Raw genomic sequence first — 5,600 nt, forward strand, 5'->3', positions numbered from 1 at the left:
TACCGGTTCAACAGGCTTAAGTATCCTGACAATATGTTTCATAACCTTGTCAAGACGATGATTGCGGCCGGACCAATATTTCTGCAAAAATCATGGGTTGCTTAAACGCCTTATTCTAAAACCTTAATCTCCGCATTATTCCACAAAAAAAGCCGGACGATGCCGGCTTTTCAAAAGAAAAATATTTTAGGGGTGCTTAATTACGGCTAAACCCGCCGCGGCCACCGCCGCCGCCACCGTTAAAGCCCGGACCTTTGTCCTCGGCTATGTTAACAGTTATGCGTTTGCCGTAATAGCTTTGCCCGTTCATGCATCTTATAGCTTCTTTAGCTTCATCATCGTTCACCATTTCAACAAACCCAAAACCCCTGCTCTCTTTTGTTTCACGATCTTTTACGATCCTGAGGGACTTAACCGGCCCAAAATCTTCAAAAACCGCATTTAATTCAGCCTCGTTCACTTCTAGTGGAAGGCCGCCAATAAATACTTTCATTAATCTCCTTTGTTTTCTGCAAATGTACGCAAAAAAGGGCATTTTTCATGCCTCGCGGATCGTAAAATACAGGCGTAGCTTGTTTTTTACAATAACGTGTCAATATGACGTATTGTCATTTCCAATAATTTAAATTAGAAATCCTGCGGGGTGTGCTGCTATTTAAGCTTGAGGTTAAAAGTGCCTTCCACCCGGTAAAATGGCGAATCGGCTTTATCGTCGTGCGCTAAAAAGGTGAAGAAAGTACCTTTGGCCAAAACGCTATCCTGGCGGTAGCGCAGCAAATCTATTACCCCGGCATCGCCCGGCTCGGTAAACTGGGTAAGGCTATATTGCTTAATGTGCAATGCATCGGGGCGAAGCAAAAGCTGGCTCCCCTCTACCCCTTTGGTAATAGCAGCAGCGGCAGTGCCTTTACTGCTGATGGCAAAACTCATGGTATGGGCCTTGTTTATGGCGGTGATGCCAAAGTAACGGTTATCACCAACGCTGATGTTTACAAATGCAATAGAGTCTTTTGCAGCATCAAAAACGTAGGTAGAATCATTCAAATCAAAAGTCAGGGTACCGCTTGCTGCCAAAAAATTGCTTGCAGGCGTTGCAGCGAGCGCGCTATCTGCTGCAGCTACGGCTTTTTTCTGATCCACGGCTTTATCACCCTGGTCTTTCTGGCATGCAGATGCCATTAGCGCAAGGAGCAAAACGAACGAAACATACCAGTTATTAAACCGTTTTGAGTGCATAGGTAAATTGATGCCCTAAAAGTAAAAAATATTTCTGTAAAGTCCCCCTGCGAATAGCGCCAACACAAAAAAGCTTAACATTTTTTAACTACTTATGTAAACGTAAGGCGGCAATAAAAGGTTTGCTTGTTCAGGTGTCTTTTTTACACTTATTTTAATTAGTTAATAATCGCTTAAGTAACCGCCACCATCGCCTTATTTTATTCCGAAATCAATGTATCGGCTGCGAACACCAAGTGTAACGTAACCGAACAGCACAAACGCTATAAAAATCACAATCGACTATAAAACAACACCTTACAGCCTGGCATAAACTTAGCTACTCTTGTATAACGTTGAAAACAAACACAAAACCATGATCGCCAATCACTTAAAGTTCGCCTTCCGCAACCTGGTTCGCACCAAAACATTTTCGGCAATAAATATCGGCGGATTGGTAGTAAGCTTAACGGCATTTATATTAATGGCCTTATACATTCAAAATGAGCTGAGCTACGATAAATTTAATACCAGGGCTGCCAATATCTACCGCGTGGTTGATGATAAACAAACCAACGCCTTGATGCAGCATGGCGCCGGTTCTGCAGGCCCAATGGCCCCCGCCCTACTTGCCGATTTCCCGCAGGTGAAACAAGCCGTAAGGTTTATTAACGCCGAGAGCCTGGTTAAATACGAGGACAAGCTTTTTGAAGAACGCAATGTATTTTTTGCCGATGCGAGCGTATTTAATGTATTTGACCTGGGTATGGTGAATGGCGATAGCCAAACGGCCTTAAGCACACCGATGAGCGTAGTAATTACCCAAAAAACCGCCACCAAATATTTCGGCAATACCGATGCCCTTGGCAAAACCTTACTGCTCGATGGTAAAGGCATGCGTGTAACCGGTGTGATAAAAGATGTGCCTGCAAACTCCCACATCAGTTTTGATATCCTCATATCCATGGCAACTGCCCAACAAAAAGATTCGGGCTACGATTGGCTGTTCAGCAACTGGTATTCCAATAACTTCTGGACCTACATCCTCCTGCCCGACAACTACGACGCGAATCAGTTGGAGGCCCGGTTCGATGCCTTTGCTAACCGGCATAAGGCCAATACGGCAACAACCAAACATCATTACAGCCTGGAGAAACTAACGGACATTTACCTGCACAGCGATCGCGAGGGCCAGATAGGCAAAACGGGAAGCATCAGCAGCCTGTATGTATTTAGCGCTATTGCGGTTTTTATCCTGCTGATAGCCTGTATCAACTTTATCAATCTCTCAACAGCCCGCGCAGCCGAACGGGCCAAAGAAGTGGCCGTAAAAAAAGTAAATGGCGTAACCCGCAACCAGCTGGTAGCCCAATTTTTTATCGAATCGTTTTTAATGACCGGCCTTGCCCTCGTCATCGCTGTTTTTATATCGCTTATGTTACTCCCGGCTTTCAACCAGTTTGCGGGTAAGAATATCGTATTCAATTTTTTCACGCCGGTGCATCTACTTGCTTTAGCTGGTATTTGGGTGGTGGTGGGGCTGCTATCCGGCAGCTATCCGGCTTTTATCCTATCCGGCTTTAACCCTATTACGGCCTTAAAGGGGAATATAAAGACATCAGCCAGGAGCATATTTATCCGCAAGGGTTTGGTGGTATTTCAGTTCTCTATATCCGTTATCCTCATTATCAGCAGCATAGTGGTGTACACCCAATTGCAGTATATGCAAAAACACGATCTGGGTTTTAAACCCGCGCAAACCATGGTGATCAATTTTGAAGGTGACAACACGGTGAAGCAACAATACCGGTTAATCAAAAGCGAACTGATGCGCCTAAAGGGGGTAAAATCAGTGTCGGCATCGTCTAACGTACCCGGAGCAACCGAACCAGGGGGCTGGTCGATGGATTTTGCCAAAAGAACAGGTGATACCATCCATGCCGAACTGCCGATATTCTTAACCGACTTCACGTTTATGAAGCAGTATAATATCCCCATGGTTGCGGGCCGAGGTTTATCAGAACAGTTTGCTGCCGATACGTTGGAATCTATGATCATTAACGAAACCGCACTGCGCAAGCTTGGCTTCACCAATGCCAACGAAGCCATCGGCGTAAAAGTAGGCATGTACCCTACCGATGGCCGTATTATAGGCGTTTATAAAGATTTCCACTTCCAATCATTACAAAAACCCATCGAGCCGCTGGCCATACGTGTGTTGCCGGGCAACTTCAGGCTATTTTCTGTTGAAATGAACACCGCCAATGTGCGGCAAACCGTAGCCGATATTGAAAAGTTATGGAAAGACATGGTTCCGCAGCGGCCACTGGAGTATTCCTTCTTAAACGAACGCTTTAACCAGCAGTACAATGCCGAGATCAAATTCGGTCAGCTGTTTGCCTTATTCACTACGCTTGCTATTACTATCGCCTGTTTCGGTTTGTTTGGTCTGGCACTTTTCAGCGTAAAACAGCGCACCAAAGAAATCGGTGTGCGTAAAGTGGTGGGAGCCTCTGTCACCCAAATAGCGGCGCTGATATCTAAAGATTTCGTAGCACTGGTATTGGTTGCTATCCTTATCGCCTCACCTATCGCCTTATTTGCCATGAGCAAGTGGATACAATCTTTTGCTTACCGTATAGAACTGAGCTGGTGGATATTCGTAAGCGGAGGTGCCATAGCGGTTGTCATCGCCATCAGCACCATCAGCTATCAGGCCATCAAAGCAGCTATGGCCAACCCCGTAAAAAGTTTAAGGAGCGAGTAGGCGGAGGATTTCAAATTCCAGATGTGCAGATCAATGTCGTTTACTTAAGGAAGCCCCGGCCCCATCGGGGCCAAATGTCGGTAGCAAACAAGCAAAAACCACCTTTGTGCCGTAGGTACAATACTGGCGATGTAGCATACCTATGGCATGCGAGTAGCTGATTATCGATTAGCTACCGACCTTTTGCACTGATGGCGCATTCGAAATCGCTTAAGTAAACGACATTGATCTGCACATCTGAAATCTGCACATCTGCAATTTGCACATCTAACCGCTCAACCGTTCATCAAACGAGAATTTTTTGATGGTGGCGACCTTTATTTTTGCGAAATCGGGGTGGGCCGGGTTGAACAGGTAATTGTACTCCAGATCTATAATCGCCGAGGGTACTTTCAAAATAGCGGTCTCCATCCTTTGCAGCCAACTATCGCCGAGCATCTGTGTTATTGGGTAATTAAGCACTTTTTGCCATTGCGGCTCAAGAGCCGTCAGTTTCGATAGCGTAATTTCTTCTACAGCCAGCTTGGCGGGTATGTTATAAATAGTTACCGAGAAATCACCCGTGTATAAAGAAGTACCTGTAGTGTGCGCCAATTTCTCCAGACACGATAAGGCGAGCGAGCCGCCGGTGTATATTACATAACGCCCACGTGAGTTCCATCGCGCGTCTATACCCGAGCCTTTTTGGTCGGCAGCGTATTTGGTTTGGCCTATACGGTAGGTGTTCATTTGGGAGCGTTACGAGGGTTGGAAAGTTTGGTGCGTTGGAAAGTTTGAAGGTTGAAAAGTTGGAGGTGTTAGAGAAGTTGGAGAAGTTAGAAAGGTTAGAAAAGTTGGAAGGTATGAGTTCCAGAGCCAGGATAGATGTCAACCCTTCTAAAGATGGCAACTCCAAACGTCTTTAACTTCTCAAACCCTTCTAACCTTTAAGCGGTAACGCCATAATCTATTCGGATAAGCTCGCTCATCACAATGCCGATGCCGGTTATGGTATCGAGCATATCAAAAGGGATGGCATCAATGCCGGGGTTATAGTGGCGCAACCAGCTCTTGAATTCATTAAGCTGGCCAAAGGTATCAACGCCTTTATCAAATAGTTCAAGCAACTGTATTACATGCTCGCTTAGGCCAGGGTTAAGGCTATTATCTCCCTGGATGTGCTTGCGCAGCGTTGGTTCGGTAATATCAAGCCAACGGGCTATATCTGCCTGCGTAACTTCGGTAACTTTCAAAAGTGCCGACAGGGAAGCGGGCTGCAAGCCTTGCTTTATAGCCTCTAACTTAGCCAGCGGCGATTTAAACATGGTATGGTATGGTGCAATTAAATCATGAACCATAGATACCTGCATATCATACTCGGTGTACTGCCGTATTGGTGCCTGGGTTTCTGGGCGGTTAGTATCATCGTGCTTTTTCATATCACAAATGTAATTATTTTCTATTGAAAAAAAAATAATTTTCTATTTCCATTTGATGCTGAAAATAAATATTTCTCTAAGAGCCTGTTTAAAAATGGCTGAATAAAATTGTTCTGTGTTGAAAAGTTGATAAAAAGGCCATCGCTAATCGGTCAAATAAATACTAATTGTGAATAACGACAAACGCAGTTAGTATGAAA

5 protein-coding genes are annotated in these 5,600 nt (G+C 45.0%); 1 reads left to right on the forward strand and 4 read right to left on the reverse strand.

Features of this window, described 5'->3' with window-relative positions; all coding sequences use genetic code 11:
- Positions 1-196: 196 nt before the first annotated feature.
- A complete protein-coding gene (locus E2R66_RS27935) occupies positions 197-493 on the reverse strand; it encodes an RNA recognition motif domain-containing protein (protein ID WP_134737993.1) in 297 nt (98 codons plus the stop codon).
- Positions 494-651: 158 nt separating this feature from the next.
- Entirely contained in the window at positions 652-1,179 is a 528-nt protein-coding gene (locus tag E2R66_RS27940; RefSeq protein ID WP_134737994.1) for a hypothetical protein, read from the reverse strand.
- A 412-nt stretch (positions 1,180-1,591) separates the two neighbouring features.
- Between E2R66_RS27940 and E2R66_RS27945 the strand changes: the two genes are divergently transcribed.
- Entirely contained in the window at positions 1,592-3,982 is a 2,391-nt protein-coding gene (locus tag E2R66_RS27945; protein ID WP_134737995.1) for an ABC transporter permease, read from the forward strand.
- A gap of 267 nt (positions 3,983-4,249) precedes the next feature.
- On the opposite strand, the gene E2R66_RS27950 is transcribed toward E2R66_RS27945, so the two are convergent.
- Both E2R66_RS27950 and E2R66_RS27955 read right to left on the reverse strand, forming a co-directional pair.
- On the reverse strand, positions 4,250-4,711 hold the full coding sequence (locus tag E2R66_RS27950; protein ID WP_134737996.1) for an RES family NAD+ phosphorylase: 462 nt from the start codon (positions 4,709-4,711) through the stop codon (positions 4,250-4,252).
- A 197-nt stretch (positions 4,712-4,908) separates the two neighbouring features.
- Positions 4,909-5,400, reverse strand: coding sequence for an antitoxin Xre/MbcA/ParS toxin-binding domain-containing protein (locus tag E2R66_RS27955; protein ID WP_134737997.1), 492 nt, complete (start codon positions 5,398-5,400; stop codon positions 4,909-4,911).
- Positions 5,401-5,600 lie beyond the last annotated feature (200 nt).

Source organism: Mucilaginibacter psychrotolerans (genome assembly GCF_004519315.1).
Lineage (GTDB): Bacteria > Bacteroidota > Bacteroidia > Sphingobacteriales > Sphingobacteriaceae > Mucilaginibacter > Mucilaginibacter psychrotolerans.